Raw genomic sequence first — 19,711 nt, 5'->3', positions numbered from 1 at the left:
GTCCCTCCTGACCGTCACACCCGACGGCGGTTTGCTTCTTTTGCAGGGCCGGTCTCCTGGCTGGCGGATCGTGGAGGGTCTTCGCCTTCCCATCCCGTCGGGGACAGTGGCTGAGGAAGACCCGCTCACCGCTGACAGTCGCGGGGGCGGCTGATGTCACGGGCGCCCGTCAGGGTCCGCCCGCTCCTCATTCCCGTTTCAGTCCCGGCGCTTTGCGCCTGATGGGACACCTTGCCCTGCCTTTCTGCGCCTGTCCTGGTCGCGAGGCAAGATGGAAGGCGACACGCGACGATCAGTCCGCGACGCCCTCGGCCAGGGGCCCCACGAGGATCAGCCCCGGCAGCGGCGAGCGGTCCTGCGCCAGCCGCTCGGCCAGCGCGGCGACGGTAGAACGGTGGAGGTTCTGATCCGGGGTCGAGACCGCCTCGGCCAGAAGCGCGGGGGTCTCTGGCGGCAGGCCATGGGCAATCAGGGCTGCGGCCAGCGCGGGGAAGGTGCGCTTGCCCATGTAGATGACGGTGGTTGCCTGCGGGTCGGCCAGCGCGGGCAGGTTCAGGCCCGGCGGCAGGTTGCCGGTCACGTCGGCGGCGGTGATGAATTGGATGCGCTGCGCGTGCTGGCGCCGGGTCAGCGGGATGCCCGCCGCCGCCGCTGCCGCCGAGGCGGAGGTCACGCCGGGGATGATCTCGCAAGGGATGCCAGCCGCGCGGACTGCGGTCAGCTCTTCCTCCAGCCGCCCGAAGATGCCGCTGTCGCCGGACTTCAGGCGGACGACATGCGCCCCGGTCAGGGCATAGTCGACCAGAAGGCGGCTCACATGGTCCTGCTTGGGCGAGGCGCGCCCGGCCCGTTTCCCCACGCCCACCATGTCGGCCTTCCGGTTCGCCAGGGCGAGGATCGGCCCAGAGGACAGGTCGTCGAACAGCACGGCATCGGCCCGCTCCAGCGCCTTCACCGCCTTGACGGTCAGAAGCTCCGGGTCGCCGGGTCCGGCAGAGACGAAGGTGACGAAACCGGTCATCCGCGCCCCCGATTTCTTCGAAGAAATCGGACCAGAGCCTTTGAAGGCTCTGAACCGGAGTTTTCGAAAACTCCGGGGCCGGGCGGGACAGGTCGGGTCATGGGGCAGGCGCGATCAGGTGAAAGAAGGTGCCGGTCGATAGCCCGCCGCCGGGCTGGAGTCGAGTGCTGCCGGTTTCCGCCACCGGCGCGCCGGTTGCATCCGTGACCGCGGCCAAAGGTGCGTCGGGTTGGGCGAGGATGGTGGAATAGTGGAACTCATGCCCGCGCAGCAGTTGCCCCGGGGCCTGCCCGGGGATGCCTTGCATCAGCCTTGCGCTGCGGTAGCCAAGATGCATCTTCCGCGTCTCGAAGCTGGTGACAAGACCCAGAAGCCCCGCCATCCGGTGCCGCGTTCCGTCCTTGTCCACGATCGCCTCGCCCATCGCCATGTAGCCCCCGCATTCGCCGTGGACGGGCCTTGTCGCGGCAAAGGCATGAAGACCGGCGCGGAAGCGGTCGGCGTTTGCCAGGGTCGCGCCGTGCAGTTCGGGATAGCCGCCCGGCAGCCAGCAGACATCCGCCGAGGGGTCGGGGGCCTGGTCGGCCAGCGGCGAGAAGGGCAGCACCTCGGCCCCCGCCGCGCGCCAGCCGTGCAGAAGATGCGGATAGACGAAGCTGAAGGCCGCGTCGCGGGCGAGCGCGATGCGCTGGCCGGGCGGTGTCAGCCGGGCGGTGCCCCCCGTCCCCTCTCCACCCGTGGGAGGGGAGGCACCTGCCGCCTGCACCAGCGCGTCCAGGTCCACGCCTTCGCGCATCAGGGCGGCGGCCTGGGCGATCAGTGCTTGCAGCGCAGGCTGTTCTTCGGCCTGCACGAGGCCAAGGTGCCGCTCGGGCATCGCAATCGCCGCGCGTTTGGGCAGGACACCAAGGACCGAGAGCCCCGCCTCCTCCATGCCCGCGCGCACCAGAGCCTCGTGCCGGGCACTGGCGATCCGGTTCAGGATCACCCCCGCCACCCGCACAGCCGGGCGGAACCGCGCCAGCCCCAGCGCCACCGCCGCCGCCGTCTGCGCCTGACCGGAGGCGTCGATCACCAGCACGACCGGCCAGCCCATCCGCGCCGCAAGATCCGCGCTGGCGCCGTTCCCCGTGGCCCCCCTGGCCGCAACGCCGTCGAACAGGCCCATCGAGCCCTCGGCCAGCACCAGATCCGCGCCCTCGGCCGCCGACAGCATCCCGTCCAGCATTGGCCCCGGCATGGCCCAGCTGTCGAGATTGAAGCTCTCCCGCCCGCTCGCCGCCCGATGGAAGGCCGGGTCGATGTAATCCGGCCCGTTCTTGAACGGCTGCACCGTCAGCCCACTCTCGCGCAGCGCGGCCAGCAAACCCAGCATGACCGTGGTCTTGCCGGAGCCGCTTGCCGGAGCCGCGACAAGAAGGCCCGGGATCATCGGCCGGTCCCCGGAAAGCGCGGATGGGTGCCGACGGGACGGTAGCGGCGGTCGTAGTCGCCGGCGTAAAGTCGGCTTTCCTCGAACCCCTCCTGCGCCAGCGCGGGGCCGACAAGGATCAGCGCCGTCCGCTCTACCTCTTCCGGGACCGCAGACTTCAGCGTGGCCAGCGTCGCCCGGATGATCCGCTGATCGGGCCAGGAGGCCCGCCAGACCACCGCCACCGGACAGTCGGCGCCATAATGCGGGATCAGCTCCTCTGTCACCTTGTCGATCAGGTGGATCGACAGGTGCAGGGCCAGCGTCGCCCCGGTCGCGGCAAAGGCGGGCAGCGTCTCGCGCGGGGGCATCTGCGTTGCGCGCCCCTCTGTCCGCGTCAGCACCACCGACTGCGCAAGGCCCGGCAGCGTCAGCTCCACCCCCAGCGCCGCCGCCGCTGCTGCAAAGGACGGCACGCCCGGCGTCACGTCATAGGGAATGCCCAGCTCGCGCAGCCGCCGCAGCTGCTCGCCCATCGCCGACCAGACCGACAGGTCCCCGGAATGCAGCCGCGCCACGTCCTGCCCCGCCGCATGCGCGGCGACGATCTCGGCGATGATCTCGTCCAGCGACATTGGCGCGGTGTTCACGCGCCGCGCACCCGGCGGACAATGCGCCAGCACCCCCTCGGGCACCAGCGACCCGGCATAAAGACAGACGGGAGAGGCCGCGATCAGATCCCTCCCCCGGATCGTCAGAAGGTCCGCAGCCCCCGGCCCGGCCCCGATGAAATGGACGGTCACCTGAACCACTCCTGCATTTGCTCTTTTCCCAAATACTCCCGCGCGGCGCGCACGCCCGAGCCGGTTGCGCGCCCGTCGCGCGCAGAGGCGAGACAAAGGGCTGGCGCCGTCAGGCGCGCAATTTCGCAGCCGCCCCTCACCCCAAGCCCTCCGCTATGGCGGCCGTCGCCGTCCCGTCCGCCGACACCGCCCGAGGCGCCCGCAGGCGCGCGCCCGGCCCTGCCGCCGCCAAGGCCGCGCCCTCCGCGACCGACCCCGTGCCGAACATCGCCACCACCCGGTCGGATCGCGTGGGTGTCGCGATCCCGCGCAGGGATTCCGGCTCCAGCGCGATGACCGGCAGGCCCAGAACCTGTCCCAAGGCGGCAAGCCCCCCGACCTTGGCCTTCAGCGTGGCGAGGTGGGTGACCCCGATCGGCCCCCCGGCGCGCGACAGGGCGTCCTGCAAGGCGGCAAGGGTTGCGCCGGTGCGAAATCCGAACCCTGCGACGATCATCGGATCACACTCCATTGCAGGATCGGCAAGGCGGCTTTCCATCCGCGCTTTCCCCCGATGGCGGCGGGCTCCGCAAGCTCGATCTTCAACAGGCTGCCACCATGTCGGCTGGACCGGTCAAGCACCAGCGCCTCGGTTTCCAGCGTGACGGCGTTCATCACCAGGCGCGTGCCCGGCGGGATCAGGTCCCACAGCGCGGTCAGCAGCGCATCTGACGCGCCGCCGCCGATGAAGACGGCATCGGGGGTGGGCAGGCCCGTCAGCCCTTCGGGCGCACGGGCCTCGGTCAGACGGTGGCGGTGCGACAGGCCGAAGGCTTCGACATTCCCGCGCGCGCGGGCGGCGCGGATGGGGTCGGCCTCCAGCGCCTCGACCCGCGCGCCTCCGGCCAGCAGCCATTCGATGCCGATGGACCCGGACCCCGCGCCGATGTCCCACAGCACCTCACCCGGCCGGGGGGCCAGGGCGGACAGCGTCAGCGCCCGGACGGGCCGCTTGGTGAGCTGGCCGTCGTGCCGGAACAGCTCGTCCGGCAGGCCCGAGGCACCCGGCAGGCCGGGATCGGTGGCCTCGATGGCCGCCGAGACCGGGGCCGCGATGGGGCCATCGGGCAGGCCGCGCGTGATCCGCTCCTGCGGGCCACCAAGACGTTCGAGGACCGTCAGGCGGGCACCGGGGTGACCGTTGTCGCGCAGCCAGGCGGCAAGGTCGGCGACAGCGGCCCCATCGCGCAGGGTGCAGATCGCCCGCACACCGTGCCCCAGCAGCGGACGCAGGCGCGCGAAGGGCGCGGCGTGCAGGCCGAGGCAATGCACCTCCTCCAGCCGCCACCCCAGACGGTTCGCGGCAAGCTGGAAGGTCGAAGGCGCGGGGTGAGAGGTCCATTCGTCGGGTGCAAGATGCGCCATCAGGCTGCCGCCCGCGCCGAACCAGAACGGATCGCCCGAGGCGAGGACGACCGTGGGCTGCCCCCGATGCGCAAGGACGGGGGTCGGATCGAAGGGCACGGGCCAGGGCTGGCCCCTGTCTCCGGCATCGGCCAAGGCCAGATGACGCGGACCGCCGAAGATCACGCGGGCCCCGGCCAGCGCGGCACGGCTTGCGGGCGACAGGCCCTGTGGTCCATCTTCGCCCAGACCGATGATCGTCAGCCAGGGATCAGCCATGACCCGCGTCCTGCTTCTGGGCGGAACCACCGAGGCCGCCGCGATGGCCCGTGCCCTGGCCGAGGCGGGGGTCGATGCGGTCTATTCCTATGCCGGCCGGACCGAAGCCCCGGTGGCCCAGCCCCTTCCGGTGCGGGTCGGCGGCTTCGGTGGCGTGCCGGGGCTGGTCGATCTGCTTCTCACCCGGCGTTTCACCCATATCATCGACGCGACCCACCCCTTCGCGGCGCAGATGAGCCGCAATGCCGTCGAAGCCAGCAGGATTACCGGCGTTCCCCTGATCGCGCTGGAACGGGAACCGTGGCAGGCAAGGCCTGGCGACCGCTGGACCCATGTGCCGGACATCGCCGGGGCCGTCGCGGCGCTGGGAGAGGCTCCGCGCCGGGTGTTCCTGGCCATCGGGCGGCAGACCCTCGCCCCCTTCGCCGCCGCGCCGCAGCACCACTATCTTCTGCGCCTCGTCGATCCGCCGACCGAGCCGCTGCCCCTTCCCCGGGCCGAAGCGGTGATCGCGCGGGGGCCGTTCACGGTCGAAGGCGACCGGACGCTTCTGGAACGCCACCGGATCGAGGTGATCGTTGCCAAGAACGCGGGAGGGACCGGGGCCGAGGCCAAGCTGATCGCCGCGCGCGAGTTGGGCCTGCCGGTGGTGCTGATCGACCGCCCCGTCGTGCCGGAACGCCCGGTGGCACGCAGCGTGGCTGATGTCATGGCCTGGCTGAACGATTGAACCGGGGCCAAGACTTTTCGAAAAGTCTTGCAAAATCCTTCGAAGGATTTTGGCCCGGTTCATCTGACGCTCCTTGGGGAATAGACGAAGCGCCCGACGCGGCGGGTGGCCGAGTTGCCGAGGATCACCACGGTGCGCATGTCGGCCATCTCGGGGGTCGCCTCTGCAAGGGTGACAGTCTCGATGCGCTGGTCCGGGGTGCTGACCGCGCGGGCGAAGGTGACCAGGCGGTCCGGCCCGCATTCCTCGCGCAGGGTGGCGAGGGCTTTCACGAAGCCTTCCGGGCGACTGGCCGAGCGGGGGTTGTAGAAGGCCATCGCGAAATCGGCGCGGGCGGCGTGGCGGAGGCGGGTCTCGATCACCGCCCAGGGCTTCAGGTTGTCTGAAAGGTTGATGCAGCAGAAGTCGTGGCCCAGCGGCGCTCCCGCGGCGGCGGCGGCGGCCAGCATCGCGGTGATGCCGGGCAGGACACGGATGTCGAGCGCCTGCCAGTCCGGGCGGCCCTCCAGCGCCTCGAACACCGCCGAGGCCATGGCAAAGACCCCGGGATCGCCCGAGGAGACGACGACGACCCTGCGTCCGGCGGCGGCCATTTCCAGCGCGTTGCGGGCACGGTCGAGTTCAACCCGGTTGTCCGAAGGGTGCAGCGTGAGGCCGGGGCGCGGGGCGACGCGGGCGACGTAGGGAATGTAGCCCACCACATCCGTCGCTTCGGCCAGCGCCGCCGAGACCTCGGGCGTGACCAGCCGGTCATCCCCCGGCCCGAGCCCCGCAATGGCCAGCCAGCCGATCATTCGGGAAGCTCCGGGCGGCGGCCGTGGCCGTGGACGAGGACGATGGCGAAATAGGGACAGTCGGTCGGATCGACCTCGGCCAGACGGGCCACGCGCTGGTTGGGCATGGTGCCGCGTTCGACAAGCCAGGCCTGATCCAGCCGCCCCGCCCGCTCCAGCGCGCGGCGGACGCGGGGCAGGTTGCGGCCCGTCTTCATCACCACCAGCGCATCGGCCTGTTGCATATGCCGCACCAGATCATCCTCGGGCAGCGTGCCCATCAGCACGGTCAGCACGTCATCGCCCCAGGTGATCGGCGTGCCGGTCGCGGTCCAGCAGCCGGTCATGCCGGTGATGCCGGGGATCACCTCCACCGGCACCCGGCCTTGCAGGCGGGAATGCAGGTGCATGAAGCTGCCATAGAAGAACGGGTCGCCTTCGCAGAGCACCACCACATCCTCGGTCGCGGCGAGGGCGGCAAGGCGGCTCGCCCAGTCGTCGTAGAACCGGGCCAGCGCGTCGGTGTAGTCAGGGCTGTCGAAAGGCAGTTCCGTGGTGACCGGATACTCCATCGGGTATTCGATGGCGGCGGGGTGCAGCATCCCCTCGACGATCCGGCGGGCCTGTCCGGGGCGGCCTTCCTTGCGGAAATAGGCGACATGGCGGGCGGCCCCGATGGTGCGGGCGGCCTTCAGGCTCATCAGTTCGGGGTCGCCGGGGCCGAGGCCGGCGCAGATCACGCGTCCCATCGTCATTCCTTCCGTGACGCCAGCGCGTTGACTGCGGCCACGGTGATCGCCGACCCGCCGAGGCGGCCCTTGACGATCAGGGCGGGCGCGGGCGGGGCCGCCATCAGCGCGTCCTTCGACTCGGCGGCACCAACGAAGCCAACCGGGCAGCCGATGATCGCGGCAGGGCGGGGACAGGCCGGGTCTTCCAGCATGTTCAGCAGATGGAACAGCGCGGTGGGCGCGTTGCCGATGGCGACGACGGCCCCGGCAAGGTGGGGCCGCCAGAGCTCCAGCGCGGCGGCAGAGCGGGTGTTCCGCATCTCCTTCGCCAGCGCGGGAACCTTTGGATCGTGCAGGGTGCAGATGACCTGATTGTCCTTCGGCAGCCGGGCGCGGGTGATGCCCTCGCTGACCATGCGCGCATCGCAGAGGATCGGCGCGCCGTCCTCCAGCGCTGCCCGGGCGGCGATGGCCATGCCGGGGGTGAAATGGATGTGCGGCGCCAGTTCCACCATCCCGGCAGCGTGGATCATGCGGACGGCGACCACCTCTTCCTCGGGGGTGAAGCGGGAAAGGTCGGCCTCGGCCCGGATCATGGCGAAGCTCTGGGCGTAGATCGCGGCGCCGTCGGTTTCATAGAGGTGGGGCATGGGGGGCCTTCAGGTGGTTCAGGATCGCCTGCGGAGAAAGGCCCGTCAGGCTGGGCGTGTCATGGGCGGTGCCGCCCCGGATCAGGTCGTAGCCCTTGTCGGTGGCGGTAAGGGTCAGCGGCGCGGGGCCGGGATGGGCGCAGCCCTTGGCGCAGCCGGAGAGGTGCAGGCTCTGCCCGGGCGCGAGATGCGGGGCGAGCTGTCTTGCAAGCTGGCGCGTGTCGCCAAGGCCCTGCGGGCAGGCGGGCGCGCCGGTGCAGGCGGTGATGCGCAGGATTGGGTCGGCCGGGTCGATGATGAGACCGGGGATCTGCGGCAGCGTCGTTGCACCCACGATCAGCAGCATCCGCCACGGCGTCGGGCGGATCTCCTGGCCGAGGGCGGCGAGGGCGCGCAGCGTCGCGGCCTGCATCTGGCCGAAGGCAAGGGCGACGAGCGCCCCGTCCGGGTGGAGACCGGGGGCTGGTGCAGGGAGCGGCTCGGCGGACGCGACGGTGCAGTCGGGCGGGACGATGCCACGGGCGATGAGGGCGACCATGCGGCCCCGGCCGTTGCTGATGCCGCCATTGGCGACGAACCATTCGGCCATGGCGATGGTGTCGCGGGCAAGGTCGGTGACAGGCTGGCCGAGCGGGTGTCCGTCGGGGCGTAGGATCAGACGGCCATCGGGGCTGCGTTCGACGCGGATGTCGGCGGAGGCCCCGGTCAGGACAGGGCGCGGGCCGGTGTCGAGGGCGAAGCCGAACTTGCCGGGGAGCCTGGGCATCCGGGCAAGCGCGGCGGTGAGGGTGGCGGCGAGAGTGTCGGTGTCGGCGGCGTCAAGGGATCCCCGTCCCGGGCTTGACCCGGGACCTCGTCCTTCGTCCAGCGTGCCCGGTCCCACGAGAGGTCCCGGGTCAAGCCCGGGACGGGGGGCGCGAAAAGGGGTGACGATCAGGTTGCGGAGGGATTCCGTCTGGATGTCGGGGTCGATCAGGGCTTGCGCGCGGAGGTCCTCGATCAGGCGCGGATGGCTGGCCTCGGTCACGCCGCGCAGTTGCAGGTTGGCGCGGGCAGAAAGGTCGAGGATGCCGTTGCCGTGGGTTTCGGCGGCATCAGCGATGGCTTGCGCCTGTTCGGGGGTCAGGCGGCCCAGAGGCGGGCGGATGCGGACCACGAGGCCGTCGCCGGATTGCATCGGCCGCAGCGCGCCGGGGCACCAGCCCCTGATCTCCCAGGCGGTCATGCGGCGCGCCCCCTGGTTGGGGCGGTTTTCAGATCGAGCGCCTTGCGGCGCAAGTCTTTAGTCTCGCCTCTGCGCGCGAAGGGCGCGCAACCGGCTCGGGGCGTGCCTCCGGCGGGGATATTTGGGGACAGATGAAAGGGCTGCCCGGTCATGCGGCACCGTCGAGGCTTGCGGCGATGGAGTTGCGGCGGGTCTGCCAGAGGCCGGCGTCGCGAAGGCGGCGGAAGAGGTCTTCCATGGCCTGGAGGGCGGCGGGGTTTTCGCGGGCAAGGAAGTCGCGAACCGCGTCGCGGCCCAGGGTGGCCTCGTGGTAGAGGTCGAAGAGGTGCGGTGGGACCACTTGGGCCAGATGGGCGAAGGCGGCCATGTGGTCCAGCGTGGCGGCGATTTCGGCGGCGCCGCGGAAGCCGTGGTGCATCATGCCTTCCGCCCAGGCCGGGTTGGCGGCCCGGGCGCGGGTGACGCGGGCGATTTCCTCGGTCAGGGTGCGGGCGTGCGGCGTGTCGGGGCGGGTGGTGTCGAGGTGGTAGAGGGTGGGTTTGTTGCCCCCCAGCCTCGCCACGGCGGCGGCGAAGCCTGCCTCGTGCGCGGCATAGTCGGCGGCGATCAGGACGTCTGTTTCGGGCAGGTCCTGGGCGTGGACGAAGCTGTCGGCTGAGAGGACCCGGGCTTCGAGGGCGGCGCGGGCCTCGGTGGACTGGCCGTCCTGGCCGATGGCCCAGGAGGAGGCGTTTAGCCAGGCCTCACCGGCTGCGGCGCGGGCCTCGTCGGTGAAGGTCTCGGCGGCGGTGCCCATGCCAAGGCCGTAGAGGCCGGGTCTGGGGCCGAAGACGCGGGAGGCCCGCGTGGTATAGGGGTTGTCCTCGGGCGGTTCTTCCCTTCGGGACAGGGCTTCCGCCCCGGCCTCGAAAAGCTGGGCGAGCGTCGGGAACACGTCGCGGAACAGGCCCGAGACGCGCAGGGTGACGTCGATCCTCGGGCGGCCGAGAAGGGCGAGGGGGAGGATTTCGAAGCCGGAGACGCGGGCCGAGCCTTCGTCCCATTTCGGTGCGAGGCCCGCGAGGTGGAGGGCCATGGCGAATTCCTCACCCGCCGTGCGCATGGTCGCTGACCCCCAGAGGTCCACCACCAGCCCGCGCGGATAGTCGCCGTGGTCCTGGAGGTGGCGGCGGATCAGTTCCTCGGCCAGTTTCACGCCCTGGGCATGGGCGTTGCGCGAGGGGACGGCGCGGGGATCGACGCTGAACAGGTTGCGACCGGTGGGCAGCACGTCGCTGCGGCCCCGGTGCGGCGAGCCTGCGGGCCCGGGGGGGACGCGCTGGCCGTTCAGCGCGGCAAGAAGGCCCCGGGTCTCGCCCTCGCCGTCGCCGAAGATGTGCAGGCCGTGGCCGTATTGGCTTTCCTTCAGGTCGCAGACGAAGCGGTCGATGCGGGTGATCGCCTCGGCCGGGGTGGCATTGGCGGACAGGCCGAGGTCGGCGGCCACGCCCGATGCCGCAGCCTCGTCGCGGATCGTGTCGATCAGGCGGCGGCGGCGGGCGGGGTCCAGCCCGTCGGCGGTGGAATATTCGTCGAGGAGGCGTTCGAGGCGCTGGAGTTCGGGCGGGACCACGCTTTGCGTCAGCGGCGGCGGCAGGTGGCCGAGGGTCACGGCACCGATGCGGCGCTTGGCTTGCGCCGCCTCGCCGGGGTCGTTGACGATGAAGGGGTAGATGACCGGGGTGGAGCCGATCAGCGCCTCGGGCCAGCAGGTGTCGGAGAGCGCGACGGATTTGCCCGGCAGCCATTCCAGCGTGCCATGCGCCCCCATGTGGATCAGGGCGTGCAGGGATTGCGACCGGAGCCACAGGTAGAAGGCGACATAGGCGTGGCGCGGGGTGCGGGAGAGGTCGTGGTAGTCGCTGTCGCGGCTGGCGACCTCGCCGCGTTCGGGTTGCAGGGCGATGAGGGTGTGGCCCCGGCGGGCGGCGGGGAAGTGGAACGCGCCGTCCTTTACCGAGGGATCGGTGGCGGGGTCGCCCCACGCCTCGGTCATGGTCTGGCGGAGGGTCTCGGGGAGAGTTGCGAGGGCGGCCTCATAGGCGGCGAGGGGCCAGGTGAGGGTTTCCGCCAGCGCGTGCGGCAGGGGTTGGCCTTCGGTGGCGTGATAGCCTTCGCCGGCGAGGGTTTCGAGGAGGCGCTCGGTCGAGGCCAGCGCGTCGAGGCCGACGGCATGGGCCATCTGGTGCGGGCGCCCGGGATAGGTGGAGAGGATCACGGCAAGGCGGCGGTCGGGTGCGGGGGTGGTCGCCAGGCGGTGCCAGTGTTTCACGCGATCGACCACGGCTTTGATGCGGCCTGCGTCGGCGCGGTGGGCGAAGCGGGAGAATTGCAGCTCCGGGTGGCGCTTGCCGGGGGACTTGTGGCTGACGATCCCCGCGAAGAGGCGGCCGTCCACCTCGGGCAGGACGACATGCATCGCAAGGTCGGCGGGAGAGAGGCCCCGGTTGGAGGCCGCCCAGTCGCGGCGGCGGTTGGTGGAAAGCGCGACCTGGAAGACGGGGCAATGGGCGGCGTCGAAGGGGGTCCTGCCGGCATCGTCGCGGGCCGAGAAGGCGGTGGCGTTGACGATGGCGACGGGCGGGTTTGCGGCGAGGTGGGCTGACAGCCAGTCGGCGACGCCGGGGGCCTTGAGGCTGGGGGCGAAGGCGCCGCAGGCGGCGAACCCTTCGGCGCGGAGGGCATGGATCAGGGCATCCACCGGGGCGGTATCGCCGGAGGTCAGGTAGCTGCGGTAGAAGGTGACGAGGACGGGACCCTTGGCAAGCGGCCCCCCCACCCCATCCCTCCCCCACGAGGGGGGGAGGGAGGCGCCTGTGGTGTCCGTTGCGGGGGAGGTCTGGCCGGGGAGCCTCCCCTCCCCCTCGGTGGGGAGGGGATGGGGGTGGGGGGCCGGTGCGGAGACGACGCCCCTTTCGGGGTCGTAGAACCCCATCTGCGGCACGGTCTTTTCGCCGATGACCGGGGCCGCGTAGATGCCGGCCGCCAGCGCCAGTTGCGCAAGGGCCGCATGGGCCGCGACGGCCCCGCCCTCGTCGCACAGCGCCTGCAAGCGGCGGAGGGTGGAGACGGGCAGCGTGGACAGCTCATCCAGGCGCGGGTCGGGGCGGCCGTCGGCGGGAAGGATGGCGAGCGCAATCCCGTTGCGGCGGGCGAGGTCCTGGAGCGTGGCGAGGCCGTAGGGCCAGTAGGCCTCGCCGCCGATCAGGCGGACGAGGATGGCCTTCGCGCCCAGGAGAGTGCGGTCGGCATAGGTGTCGACGGAAACCGGGTGCTTCAGCGCGATGATGTTGGCGAGGCGGACCGTGGGTTGGAAACCCAGCCTGCGGGCGCGCTCATAGCCTGCCGTGAAGGCCCCGAGGTCGCTGTCGGAGAACGAGAGCACCACCAGATCCGCCGGGTCCTGCCCGACGTCGAAGGGGGTCTCGGTTTCCTCCAGCCCGTGGCTTTCGCGGAAGACGACGTGCATCGGTTACGACCTTTCCCGCCGGGCAAACCCGGGACGCGACGGCCCGATGACCGCCCTTCGCACGCCTGCCGGTGCGGAACCCCGCGCCATGCCGTCAGACCCCCAGAACCCTGCGGATCGCGGGTTCGTCGATGTCGTCGTGCTCGGCGATGACCACCAGTTGCGACCGGCGCGGGTTTGCCCCCCAGGGCCGGTCGTACTGCATCCGAACCCGCGCGCCGACGGCCTGGACCAGCAGGCGCAGGGGTTTGCCGGCAACCGCGACGTGGCCCTTCACGCGCAGGATGTTCTGCTCCTGCGCCAGGCGCTGGATGGCCGCGGTCAGGGCCTCGGGGTCGGTCACCTCGGGCAGGTCGATCACCACGCTGTCGAAGTCGTCATGTTCATGGTCGTCCTCGCCATCGTGGTGCGAGGGGCGGGCGGCCAGGTCGTCCTCGGCCGCCGCGTTCAGGCCCAGGATCACACGCGGGTCGATCACCCCATCGGTCATCGGCAGCATCGGAACCGGGCGGGTCAATTCGGCGGCGATGACTTCCTTCGCGGCGGCAAGGCCCGCTTCGCCGGCAAGATCGGCCTTCGACAGCAGGATCAGGTCGGCGCAGAGGATCTGGTCCTCGAAGACCTCGGAGAGCGGCGTCTCGTGGTCCAGCGAGGCATCGGCGGCGCGTTGCGCCTCCACGGCCGCCACGTCCGGGGCAAAGCGGCCTGCGGCCACCGCCTCGGCATCCGCCAGTGCGATCACCCCGTCCACGGTGATGCGGCTGCGGATCGCGGGCCAGTCGAAGGCTTTCAGCAGGGGCTTCGGCAGGGCAAGGCCCGAGGTCTCGATCAGGATGTGGTCGGGGCGCTGGGGCATGGCCATAAGGGCCTCGATCGTCGGGATGAAATCGTCGGCCACGGTGCAGCAGATGCAGCCGTTGGCGAGTTCCACGATGTTCTCGACCGGGCACATCTCGTCGGCGCAGGATTTCAGGATGTCGCCGTCCACGCCCACGGTGCCGAATTCGTTGACCAGGATCGCCAGCCGCTTGCCCTGCGGGTTCTGCATCAGGTGGCGGATCAGCGTGGTCTTGCCCGCGCCAAGGAAGCCGGTGATGACGGTCACGGGGATTTTGATCAGGCCCAGGTCTGGAGTATTCATTCGGCGGCCTCTTCTATCGGCGGATGGGGCGGGATGCGGGCGATGCTCTGCTTGCGGAAGACGGTGGGGCGGTCGCGCCACGGGACGATGCCGTCCGGCGTGGCGGCGTATTTCCCGGCGCCTTCCAGGATGGCGGGGACGTCGTCGAGGGTCAGACGGCCGTAGACGTAGGACCAGGCGCCGGGTTTGGTGAGAGAGATGGCGCAGCCGGTGTTGCAGGCCGAGAGGCACTCCACTCCGACGATGCGCACGCCTTCGGGCGCTTGTCCGGCAATCAGGGCTGCGTGCAGTTGGGCACCGGGGGGCGGTGAGCCCTCGGGCACCGGCTGGCCGGCCTTGCAGGTGGTGCAGACGTAGAGAGTCGTGCCCATCGTTGCCTTCCAATAGGCGAAAGGGGTGGGCCAGCGAGGGGCGGGGACACCGCCGATCACCGGTCGCGGAACACCCCGTCCGCCGGTTGCCGTTCACGCTGGCAGGTCTCCCGGCTTGCGGATACTGGGTCTCCCCAACAGCCCCCGCCTTCCCGGCATCCGCCAGTGGCCATGGGACCTCTCCGGTCACGGTCGCGGGGGCGGCTGCTTCGGGTCGTTTCCGACCTGTCGCATTCCCTCTTCGCCTGTCATAAACAGGAACCAGCGCCAGCCCACCTGAGCCATGGCACCCCCCCTTGTCAAGGACACGACCGACCATGACCGAGACCGTTGCGACACCCGAGGCCGACGAGCTGGCCCGCCACGCCCAGAAGATGGCCAAGAAGAAGGCCGCGCGGGACAAGATCATGGCGGGGAAAGAGGGGGAGAAGGGCCTCATCATCGTCCACACCGGGGCGGGGAAGGGGAAGTCGTCCAGCGGGTTCGGGATGATCCTGCGCTGCATCGCCCATGGGATGCCCTGCGCTGTCGTCCAGTTCATCAAGGGGGCCTGGGATACCGGGGAACGGCGGCTGCTCACCACGCATTTCTCCGACCTCTGCCAGTTCCATGCGATGGGCGAGGGCTTCACCTGGGAGACGCAGGACAAGGCCCGCGACATCGCGGCGGCGCGGGCGGGGTGGGAGAAGGCGAAGGAGCTGATCCGGGACCCGTCCATCCGCATGGTCCTGCTGGATGAGATCAACATCGCGCTGCGGTATGACTACCTGGATGTGGGCGAGGTGCTGGCTTTCCTGCGGTCGGAAAAGCCGCCCTTGACTCATGTGGTCCTGACCGGGCGGAATGCGAAGGAAGAGCTGATCGAGGCGGCGGATCTGGTGACCGAGATGACGCTGGTCAAGCACCCGTTCCGGGCCGGGATCAAGGGGCAGCCGGGGGTGGAGTTCTGAGGGTGCCGCGCGCGGCGGGTTTTTCGGGATGAGCGAAATCAATGGGTTGGCTGTGGTCATTAACGATTTGGCAAGACATGGGAACAGGGGTTTCGGGATGCAGAATACCGGTCTGATGCTGATGGTGGCGCTGCTTTTGCTGACGCTGTCGGGCTGCGCGCCCTTGCTGATCGGCGGGGCCGGGGCCATCGTCGCGGACGAGGTCGTGGAGCAGGACAAGGGCGGCGACGGGCTGTTCTAGGCGGAGTTCCGCTGGTCGGTCCGGGGGAGTCGGGGCAGGCCCCGACCTACGGGCTGTGCGAGAGTCGGTCTGAAGCCCGACCTGCGGGTTTGCGAAGGCGGTCGTTGTTCGCGCAACCTGTCATCCCCGCGAAGGCGGGGAAACAGATCTTCCGGCCCGACTGGGTCCCCGCCTTCGCGGGGATGACAGTTGGGAATGGGTGACAGGCGGGGGTCAGAGGTCAAGCGCGCCCTGGCGGTTCGGGGTGTCCTCGCGTGCGGCGCGCTTGAAGGCGTCGTCGCGGCGGGCGGGGAGCTGGACGGCGCGTTCGCGCAGGGCCATCGCCTGTTCGATGGTGACGATCTGGAGGCGCGCGACGGGGGCGAAGCCGGGTTCTTCGTGGAGGCCCGCAGAGGCGGCCTCGGCGACCATCGGTTTGGTCGGTTCGGTCAGGGTCAGGAACACGCCCACCCCGGCGCGTTCGCGGTCGATCACGTCTTTCAGGTCGCGGATCATGCTGACGCCGATGTTCTCACCGGCCTTGACGGAGACGATCCCGAGCGTGGTGCCCTTGGCCCCGAAGTAGAGCCGCCCGTCGAGGCCCCGGTCCGCACCCTTCTTGCCGAAGTTGCCGGGCTGGGCGGCGATGAGGGAGAGCGCCCATTTCTCGAACTCATGGTATTTGCCGCGCGCCGCAAGGTCGCGGGCGGCGTGGATGTCCTGCGGGACGCCGTGGGTGGTGAACTGGACCGTGGGGAAGGCATCGCGCATGCGCTTTTCGATCAGGCCGATGGCAAGGTGGGTGACGTCGATGCCGATCCATTGCCGCCAGACCTTTTCCTCCGCATGGACGGAGGTGTCGCAGCCGCAGAACGGGTCGAGCACCACATACCCGGGGTTGGAGGAGGCGGTCGAATTGGACAACCAAATGCAAAGGCCCCGCCGAAGCGGGGCCTAGGGACGCTGACAAAATCTAGACTGACCAAAGCTTGTCATCGCTCGGCGGCCAGCCTGCCTAGGGATCTAGGTCTTAAAGCCCGATGACCGGGAACAGGAAACAAATAGGTCACTCTGGCGCAGGAATCAAGCTTCCCATGCCCAACCCCCACAGGACACCGTGACGCACTGCCTTCAAGTCGTCGCCCGTCGCCTGCGGATTTTCCCATTTTCGCCGACCAACCTTAAAACCGTCTAAACGCCAGGTTCCGAGGTTCATCACCATGTCACACTTCGCCCAGCACGGGAGGTCGTCAGGCTCTTGCGGATGGTAGTTCTTGGACAGGCGGACATTGAACGGGAGAGCGTGGATCGGCGCAGTCAGACTTATGGGCACAATCGTCACGATGTCATTTCGATGCGGCAAGCGCGGCGAGATGACCATGACTGGCCGAACCTTGACCATTTCGGGAACCCTGAAGCCCTCGAAATCGCACATAAGTATCTGCCCTGCCCTGGGATGATAGGTCAACGGCATCGAGCTTGCCAATCCAATGCGCAAAGAAGAGTGGTTGCAGTTGGGGCGACCAAGAGGACGTCGGCAAAGGCCGCCTCGGCGCTGTCGTTCCAGTGCCGGGTGTCGTCGAAGGCCTCGATCTGCGCGGCTGAGCCCGAGCCGTCGGGGGCCTTGAGGAGGACGTTGTAGCCCGCGTTCGAGTTGAAGGGCGGGTCGAGGTAGATGAGGTCCACGCTTTCGTCCCGGATGCTTTCGCGCAGCACGGTGAGGTTGTCGCCGTAGTAAAGGTGGTTCGACATGCGCGGCCCTCCTGACCCGTTCGGAATCCTATCCGGGGGAAGCGGTTAAGGGCAAGTGAAGCCGGGCCGGGGGTGGTGGGCGGATCGCCCACCCTACGGGGTGCGGGTTCGTGTGGCGACGGGGGCGGTGCGCCATGAATGCGCACCCTACGGGGCGGCGTCAGTCGTCTTTTGGCAGCATCGCCTGGAGGGTGGAGAGGTGATCGGCCTCTGCCGCCGGTTTGTCCAGGCGGATGCGGTTGATGCGGGGGAAGCGCATGGCGACGCCGGATTTGTGGCGGGTGGAGCGGTTGAGGCCCTCGAACGCGACCTCGACCACGCGGGTGCGGGCGACGGAGCGGACGGTGCCGAAACGCTCGACCGTATTGGTGCGGACGAAGCGGTCGAGTTCCCGCAGTTCCTCGTCGGTGAAGCCGAAATAGGCCTTGCCGACGGGAACGAGGTCGTCGCCATTCCAGACGCCGAAGGTGAAGTCGGAATAGTAGCCCGACCGTTTGCCGTGGCCGCGCTGGGCGTACATCAGGACGGCGTCGATCAGGTGGGGGTCGCGTTTCCACTTGAACCAGGGGCCCCGGATGCGGCCGGCGAGGTAGGGGCTGTCGCGGCGCTTGATCATCACGCCTTCGATGACGTCGGCGGGAGGTGCGGCGCGGAGGGCGGCGAGGTCGTCCCAGGTGGTGAAGGGGAGGTTGGGCGACAGGTCGATGCGGGGATCGAGGGTGGCGACGGCCTGGGCGAGGGTCGCGCGGCGGGCGTCGTAGGGCTGGTCGCGCAGGTCCTGGCCGTTCCAGATCAGGACGTCGTAGAGGCGCAGGCCCGCGGGGTGGCTGCGGAGCAGCGCGGGGGTCACGGTCTTGCGGTTCAGGCGCTGTTGCAGGTCGCCGAAGCTGGCGATCTGGTCGCCGCGGCGGATGAGGAGTTCTCCGTCAAGCGTGCCGTCGAAGGTCATCAGGTCGATGATGTCGGGGAAGGCAGGGCTGATGTCCTCTCCGGTGCGGGAGTAGAGGCGGCGGGTGCCGGCGTCGCTGACGGCCTGGACGCGGATGCCGTCCCATTTCCATTCGGCGGCGTAGGCGGCGGGGTCGAGGGCGGAGAGCTGGTCGAGGTCGGTGGGGGTGGAGAGCATCACCGGGCGGAAGGGGGCGCGGGCGGCGGCTTCGGGGCGGGGGGCGGTGCCGGCGGCCCAGGCGAAGAGGTCGAGGTAGGGGGGGGTGAGGGCGTGCCAGATCTCCTCGACCTGCGGGAGGGCGAGGTTGGCCCAGCTGGCGAAGGCGGAGCGGGCGAGGCGGGCGGAGACGCCGACCCGGAGGGCTCCGGTGGCGAGCTTCAGGTAGGCGTAGCGTTCGGAGGGGCCGAGGCTGTCGAGCCGGGTGGCGATGAGGGCGGGGAGGCGGGTCCTGGGGGTGGTGGAAAGTTCGTGGATGACCTCGGACAGGGGCGGGTCGGAGCGGGTGCCTTCGGGCCAGATCAGGGCGATGGTTTCCGCGAGGTCGCCCACGAAATCATAACTGTAGCGGAAAAGCTGAGCATCTGCTCGCGTTTCGGTCAGGCCGCGCAGGAGGCTGGGGGTGACCTGGCGGAGTTTGAGATCTCCGGTCAGGGCGGCGAGGGTGAGGCCGCGGTCGGGGTCGGGGATCTGGGCGAAGGAGGCGGCGAGGAGGCGTTCCTTGGCAAGGCGCTGCGGCGTGAAGGCGAGGCGTTCCAGGAGGGTGGCGAAGGTGGAAAGGCTCATTCCGCTTCGTCCTCGTAGCCGACGAGGTGGAGGGGGCGCGCGGCGCGCTGGGTCAGCTCGCACCAGCGGAGGAGGGCGTCTTCGCGGCCGTGGGTGATCCAGACTTCGGCGGGGTTCAGCTCGGTGATGGTGGCAGTGAGGTTCGGCCAGTCGATGTGGTCGGAGATGATGAGCGGCAGTTCGACGCCGCGCTGGCGGGCGCGGGCGCGGACCTGCATCCAGCCGGAGGCGAAGGCGAGGACCGGGTCGGGGAAACGCTGGGCCCAGGTGGTGGCGAAGGCGGAGGGGGGCGCGATGACGATGGCTTTGGCGAAGTCGGATTTCCTGCCGTCCGTTGCGGGGCGGAGGTCGCCGAGGTCGATGCCTTGGGCGACGTGGTAGTCGCAGAGCCGTTGCAGCGCGCCGTGGATGAAGATGGGGGCGTCCCAGCCTGCGGCGCGGATGGCGGCGATCACGCGCTGGGCCTTGCCGAGGGCGTAGGCGCCGATCAGGTGCGCGCGGTCGGGGTTGGCCTCGACGGAAGCCAGAAGGCGGGCGATTTCCACCTGTGGCGGGGGGTGGCGGAAGACGGGGAGGGCGAAGGTCGCTTCGGTGACGAAGATGTCGCAGGGGACGGGCTCGAACGGGGCGCAGGTGGGGGTGGGGACGCGGGCGTAGTCGCCGGAAACCACGATGCGCTGGCCCTGACCCTCCACCGCGATCTGGGCAGAGCCGAGGACATGGCCTGCCGGGTGGAAGCTGACGGTGACGTCACCGATGCGGATAGGGTCGGTGTAGGGCTGGCGGGCGGTGGTGAAGTCTTCGCCGTAGCGGATGGCCATGATGTCGAGCGTTTCGCGCGTGGCCATGACGGCGCTGTGGCCGGGGCGGGCGTGGTCCGAATGGCCGTGGGTGATGAGCGCGCGGGGGACGGGGCGGGTGGGGTCGATGAAGAAGTCGCCTGCCGGGCAGTAAAGCCCCTCGGGTCGCGGGATCAGGAGGGGTGGTTGGGCCATCAGGGTGTCCAGGCGAGGTCCGGCGCGGGGAGCGCG

20 protein-coding genes and 2 riboswitches are annotated in these 19,711 nt (G+C 70.0%); of the genes, 3 read left to right on the top strand and 17 right to left on the bottom strand.

What is annotated here, in order from left to right:
• Window positions 1-29: 29 nt before the first annotated feature.
• Window positions 30-249, bottom strand: a riboswitch (cobalamin riboswitch).
• A gap of 43 nt (window positions 250-292) precedes the next feature.
• From cobA to cbiE, 5 genes are all read right to left on the bottom strand, one after another.
• A complete protein-coding gene (gene cobA, locus D5084_RS07070) occupies window positions 293-1,021 on the bottom strand; it encodes a uroporphyrinogen-III C-methyltransferase (protein ID WP_128514805.1) in 729 nt (242 codons plus the stop codon).
• A gap of 97 nt (window positions 1,022-1,118) precedes the next feature.
• Window positions 1,119-2,453 (bottom strand): cobyrinic acid a,c-diamide synthase CobB, encoded by a 1,335-nt coding sequence (locus tag D5084_RS07065; protein WP_202910035.1) that lies wholly within the window; start codon window positions 2,451-2,453, stop codon window positions 1,119-1,121.
• Complete coding sequence (gene cobM, locus D5084_RS07060) at window positions 2,450-3,235, bottom strand: precorrin-4 C(11)-methyltransferase (protein WP_128514804.1); 786 nt, start codon at window positions 3,233-3,235, stop codon at window positions 2,450-2,452. Before cobM ends, D5084_RS07065 begins: the two co-directional genes overlap by 4 nt.
• 136 nt (window positions 3,236-3,371) lie before the next feature.
• On the bottom strand, window positions 3,372-3,746 hold the full coding sequence (locus D5084_RS07055) for a cobalamin biosynthesis protein (protein WP_435532661.1): 375 nt from the start codon (window positions 3,744-3,746) through the stop codon (window positions 3,372-3,374).
• Window positions 3,728-4,897, bottom strand: coding sequence for a precorrin-6y C5,15-methyltransferase (decarboxylating) subunit CbiE (gene cbiE / locus D5084_RS07050; protein WP_128514803.1), 1,170 nt, complete (start codon window positions 4,895-4,897; stop codon window positions 3,728-3,730). The genes D5084_RS07055 and cbiE overlap by 19 nt, the downstream gene beginning before the upstream one ends.
• On the opposite strand from cbiE, the gene D5084_RS07045 reads away from it, so the two are divergent.
• Window positions 4,896-5,627, top strand: coding sequence for a cobalt-precorrin-6A reductase (locus D5084_RS07045; protein WP_128514802.1), 732 nt, complete (start codon window positions 4,896-4,898; stop codon window positions 5,625-5,627). The two genes, cbiE and D5084_RS07045, sit on opposite strands and share 2 nt — an antisense overlap.
• A gap of 59 nt (window positions 5,628-5,686) precedes the next feature.
• On the opposite strand, the gene cobJ is transcribed toward D5084_RS07045, so the two are convergent.
• The 7 genes from cobJ to D5084_RS07010 all read right to left on the bottom strand — a co-directional run bounded on the left by cobJ (window position 5,687) and on the right by D5084_RS07010 (window position 14,026).
• On the bottom strand, window positions 5,687-6,421 hold the full coding sequence (gene cobJ, locus D5084_RS07040) for a precorrin-3B C(17)-methyltransferase (RefSeq protein WP_128514801.1): 735 nt from the start codon (window positions 6,419-6,421) through the stop codon (window positions 5,687-5,689).
• On the bottom strand, window positions 6,418-7,149 hold the full coding sequence (locus tag D5084_RS07035; RefSeq protein ID WP_128514925.1) for a precorrin-2 C(20)-methyltransferase: 732 nt from the start codon (window positions 7,147-7,149) through the stop codon (window positions 6,418-6,420). Before D5084_RS07035 ends, cobJ begins: the two co-directional genes overlap by 4 nt.
• Before the next feature lie 2 nt (window positions 7,150-7,151).
• Window positions 7,152-7,781 carry a precorrin-8X methylmutase gene (locus tag D5084_RS07030; RefSeq protein WP_128514800.1) on the bottom strand — a complete coding sequence of 210 codons (630 nt, stop codon included), beginning with the start codon at window positions 7,779-7,781 and terminating at the stop codon, window positions 7,152-7,154.
• Window positions 7,765-9,006 carry a ferredoxin-like domain-containing protein gene (locus D5084_RS07025; RefSeq protein WP_128514799.1) on the bottom strand — a complete coding sequence of 414 codons (1,242 nt, stop codon included), beginning with the start codon at window positions 9,004-9,006 and terminating at the stop codon, window positions 7,765-7,767. Before D5084_RS07025 ends, D5084_RS07030 begins: the two co-directional genes overlap by 17 nt.
• Window positions 9,007-9,154: 148 nt before the next feature.
• Window positions 9,155-12,514, bottom strand: coding sequence for a cobaltochelatase subunit CobN (gene cobN, locus D5084_RS07020; RefSeq protein WP_128514798.1), 3,360 nt, complete (start codon window positions 12,512-12,514; stop codon window positions 9,155-9,157).
• Window positions 12,515-12,608: 94 nt separating this feature from the next.
• Window positions 12,609-13,655: a cobalamin biosynthesis protein CobW gene (gene cobW / locus D5084_RS07015; RefSeq protein WP_128514797.1), complete on the bottom strand. Its 1,047-nt coding sequence runs from the start codon at window positions 13,653-13,655 to the stop codon at window positions 12,609-12,611.
• On the bottom strand, window positions 13,652-14,026 hold the full coding sequence (locus D5084_RS07010) for a DUF1636 family protein (protein ID WP_128514796.1): 375 nt from the start codon (window positions 14,024-14,026) through the stop codon (window positions 13,652-13,654). Before D5084_RS07010 ends, cobW begins: the two co-directional genes overlap by 4 nt.
• 83 nt (window positions 14,027-14,109) lie before the next feature.
• A riboswitch (cobalamin riboswitch) is annotated at window positions 14,110-14,307 on the bottom strand.
• Window positions 14,308-14,343: 36 nt separating this feature from the next.
• On the opposite strand from D5084_RS07010, the gene cobO reads away from it, so the two are divergent.
• A complete protein-coding gene (cobO, locus tag D5084_RS07005) occupies window positions 14,344-14,976 on the top strand; it encodes a cob(I)yrinic acid a,c-diamide adenosyltransferase (RefSeq protein ID WP_128514795.1) in 633 nt (210 codons plus the stop codon).
• Between the two features lie 97 nt (window positions 14,977-15,073).
• Window positions 15,074-15,217, top strand: coding sequence for a hypothetical protein (locus tag D5084_RS18320; RefSeq protein ID WP_155523103.1), 144 nt, complete (start codon window positions 15,074-15,076; stop codon window positions 15,215-15,217).
• 213 nt (window positions 15,218-15,430) lie between these two features.
• Here the strand turns inward: D5084_RS18320 and D5084_RS07000 are convergent, their stop codons facing one another.
• The 5 genes from D5084_RS07000 to D5084_RS06980 all read right to left on the bottom strand — a co-directional run bounded on the left by D5084_RS07000 (window position 15,431) and on the right by D5084_RS06980 (window position 19,675).
• On the bottom strand, window positions 15,431-16,120 hold the full coding sequence (locus tag D5084_RS07000; RefSeq protein ID WP_238382551.1) for a DNA methyltransferase: 690 nt from the start codon (window positions 16,118-16,120) through the stop codon (window positions 15,431-15,433).
• A gap of 142 nt (window positions 16,121-16,262) precedes the next feature.
• Window positions 16,263-16,670: a type II toxin-antitoxin system PemK/MazF family toxin gene (locus tag D5084_RS06995; RefSeq protein ID WP_128514793.1), complete on the bottom strand. Its 408-nt coding sequence runs from the start codon at window positions 16,668-16,670 to the stop codon at window positions 16,263-16,265.
• A complete protein-coding gene (locus D5084_RS06990; RefSeq protein WP_238382550.1) occupies window positions 16,661-16,948 on the bottom strand; it encodes a class I SAM-dependent methyltransferase in 288 nt (95 codons plus the stop codon). Before D5084_RS06990 ends, D5084_RS06995 begins: the two co-directional genes overlap by 10 nt.
• A gap of 160 nt (window positions 16,949-17,108) precedes the next feature.
• A complete protein-coding gene (locus tag D5084_RS06985; protein WP_128514792.1) occupies window positions 17,109-18,680 on the bottom strand; it encodes a cisplatin damage response ATP-dependent DNA ligase in 1,572 nt (523 codons plus the stop codon).
• Window positions 18,677-19,675 (bottom strand): ligase-associated DNA damage response exonuclease, encoded by a 999-nt coding sequence (locus D5084_RS06980; RefSeq protein ID WP_128514791.1) that lies wholly within the window; start codon window positions 19,673-19,675, stop codon window positions 18,677-18,679. The genes D5084_RS06985 and D5084_RS06980 overlap by 4 nt, the downstream gene beginning before the upstream one ends.
• Window positions 19,676-19,711 lie beyond the last annotated feature (36 nt).

The organism is Tabrizicola thermarum, assembly GCF_003574395.1.
In the GTDB taxonomy this organism is placed as follows: domain Bacteria; phylum Pseudomonadota; class Alphaproteobacteria; order Rhodobacterales; family Rhodobacteraceae; genus Tabrizicola; species Tabrizicola thermarum.
The sequence above is the reverse complement of the archived record's forward strand: the minus strand, read 5'-3'. Positions and strand labels throughout refer to the sequence as shown.